Consider the following 2,646-nt stretch of genomic DNA (forward strand, 5'->3'; position numbering starts at 1 on the left):
CGCCTCCTCGGCGGCCGCGGTCGCCGCGGGGCCGTGCACCAGCGTGGTCACCTCGCGGGCGAGGCGGCGCTGGCCGTCACGCTTGTTCGGCGCCTGGAGGTGGGCGGCGGCCACCGCCTGCGCCTCCTCGACCGGCAGCAGAGTGAGCTGCAGCAGGAACCGCTCCACGTCCGCGTCGGGGACGTTCATCCAGTACTGGAAGAACTGGTACGGCGAGGTGCGGTCGGCGGCCAGCCACACCGCGCCCTCCTCGCTCTTGCCGAACTTCTTGCCGTCCGAGCGGAGCACCAGCGGCCAGGTGAAGGCGTGCACGTGGCCGCCGTCGGCGCGCCTGATCAGGTCCACGCCGGCGAGCAGGTTCCCCCACTGGTCGGAGCCGCCGATCTGGAGCTCCACGCCGTGGGTCGTGAACAGGTGCCAGTAGTCGTTAGCCTGCAGCAGCTGGTAGCTGAACTCGGTGAACGAGATGCCGTTCTCGCTCTCCAGGCGTGCCTTCACCGACTCGCGGGAGATCATCTGGTTCACGTTCGCGTGCTTGCCGACGTCGCGCAGGAAGTCGAGCAGCGTCACCGGCCCGGTCCAGTCGAGGTTGTCCACCAGCCGGACCCGCGAGATGCGCTCGATCTGCCCGGCGATGCGCTCGTTGTTGCGAGCCAGCGTCGCGGCGTCCAGCAGGTTCCGCTCCCTGGACCGGCCGCCCGGGTCGCCGATCATGCCGGTCGCGCCGCCCGCGAGGGCGATCGCGTTGTGCCCCGCGTCGGCGAACCGCCTGAGCACGATCAGGCCGATCAGGTTTCCCACGTGCAGGCTGTCCGCGCTCGGGTCGCAGCCGTAGTAGAGGCCGACAGGACCTTCATTGATGCGAGCGCGCAGCGCGTCGCGATCGGTGCTGTCCTGGACGAGGCCCCGTGCCTCGAGGTCGGCGAGAAGGTCCACGTCTGTAATCGTGTCACACCGGCGGCAGTGCGCTGGCCATGCGGCGCGGGTTCTGATCCTCCGCCGAGATGCTCTCCACCAGCGTGGTCAGCACGTTCTTGACCGAGCTGAGCTGACGGGCGTCGCACAGCAGCGCGGGGACGCCCGGGTCGAGATCGAGCGCCACGCGGACCTCCTCCGGGTCGTAGCGCCGGGCGTCGTCGAAGCAGTTGATGGCGACGACGAACGGCAGTGAGCGCGTCTCGAAGTAGTTCACCGACGGGAAGCAGTCCCGCAGCCTGCGGACGTCGGCGAGCACCACGGCGCCGAGCGCCCCGTAGGCCAGCTCGTCCCACATGAACCAGAACCGCTCCTGGCCCGGCACGCCGAACAGGTACAGCACCAGGCGCTCGCTGATCGTGATGCGGCCGAAGTCCATCGCGACGGTGGTCGTCGTCTTGCCCGCGACGCCGCGCAGGTCATCGAGGCCGGCGCCGGCGCTGGACAGGCGTTCCTCTGTCAGCAGCGGGCGCACCTCGCTGATCGCGCTGACCAGCGTCGTCTTCCCGACGCCGAAGCCGCCCGCGATGAGGATCTTGTGCGCGGCGAGCAGCTGGGCGTCGGCGGCCTCGCTGGCGCCGTCCGTGCCGTCCGTGCCGTCAGAGCGCGCGGAGCCCATTGAGTATCTCCTTAAGCACGTCGTTGCCCGGTAGCTGGACGGCGGGCCTGTTCCGCACCACCCGCACCGCCTCCTCAAGGATCAGGTCGGCGAGCAGCACGCGCACCACGCCTACCGGCAGTGCCGTGTCGGAGGCGATGTCGGCCACCGTCACCGGCCGCTGGCACAGGCGGAGGATCTTGCGGTGCTCCGGGGTCTGCCTGATCGGGTCGTCGCCGGCCTCGCTGTCCCTGCCGACGGCGACCACCACGGCGACCAGGTCGAGCACCTCGCCGTCGGCAGGCTCGGTCCGGCCGCCGGTGACCGCGTACGGGCGGACCACCGGTCCCAAGTCGCGGCGGACCCACTTGCCGTCCCGGCCGGCCGGAGGCACCTCAATCACTCCGCCTGGGTACCGGACGCCGGGAACCTGGGCTGCGACATCAGGTGCGGCCTGGCGCGTTTCGCCAGCATCGCCATCTCGTACGCGACGTGGCCGGCATCGGCGTTCGGCGGGCAGAGTGCGGCCAGGCAGCTGCCCTCGCCGGCCGCGATGACGAACAGCAGGCCCTTCTCGAGCTCGATGATCGTCTGCCGCACTCCCCCGGCGTCGAAGTGGTCGCCGGCGCCGGTGGCCAGGCTCTGCATGGCCGCCGCGACCGCCGACAGGTGCTCGGCGTCTTCCCGCTCGAGATCCCTTGACGAGGCGATGAGCAGGCCGTCACGGGACAAGATGACGGCCTTCCTGAAGTCCTCGACCCGCGACGATAGGTCATCAAGCAGCCAGGCGAGGTCCCGGCCGCCAGTCGCGTCACCGTCAGCCATCACGTCTCCTCGTCGTGCCGTGCCGTGCCGCCTTGCGGCGTGGCATCGTGTTCCGTGTCGTCGAGCCACGTGGCGGACGGCCCGCTGGCGGTGCCGGAGTCCCAGGTGTCCCCGGCCCCGGAGTCTGGGATGTCGTCGGTCTCCCGGCTTCGCAGCCACCCGCTCTGCAGGGACGAGAAGAGGTTCCGCGCGTGCTCGGGCGCTGGCGCCTCGGGCGGCACGTGCATGGGCGCGGGGCCCGCCTGGGC

5 protein-coding genes are annotated in these 2,646 nt (G+C 71.0%); all 5 read right to left on the reverse strand.

Features of this window, described 5'->3' with window-relative positions; genetic code table 11:
• A partial coding sequence (gene tyrS / locus WA805_RS28600; protein ID WP_424560628.1) for a tyrosine--tRNA ligase occupies positions 1-936 on the reverse strand: 936 nt, incomplete at its 3' end.
• 13 nt (positions 937-949) lie between these two features.
• Entirely contained in the window at positions 950-1,594 is a 645-nt protein-coding gene (locus WA805_RS28605; protein WP_424560627.1) for a GTP-binding protein, read from the reverse strand.
• Positions 1,575-1,976: a DUF742 domain-containing protein gene (locus WA805_RS28610; RefSeq protein WP_422276747.1), complete on the reverse strand. Its 402-nt coding sequence runs from the start codon at positions 1,974-1,976 to the stop codon at positions 1,575-1,577. Before WA805_RS28610 ends, WA805_RS28605 begins: the two co-directional genes overlap by 20 nt.
• Positions 1,973-2,398, reverse strand: coding sequence for a roadblock/LC7 domain-containing protein (locus WA805_RS28615; RefSeq protein ID WP_422276745.1), 426 nt, complete (start codon positions 2,396-2,398; stop codon positions 1,973-1,975). Before WA805_RS28615 ends, WA805_RS28610 begins: the two co-directional genes overlap by 4 nt.
• The coding region (locus WA805_RS28620; protein ID WP_425243879.1) for a hypothetical protein at positions 2,398-2,646 on the reverse strand (249 nt) is incomplete at its 5' end. The genes WA805_RS28620 and WA805_RS28615, both read right to left, overlap by 1 nt.

The sequence above is a fragment of the Trebonia sp. genome (genome assembly GCF_049794275.1).
GTDB lineage: Bacteria > Actinomycetota > Actinomycetes > Streptosporangiales > Streptosporangiaceae > Trebonia.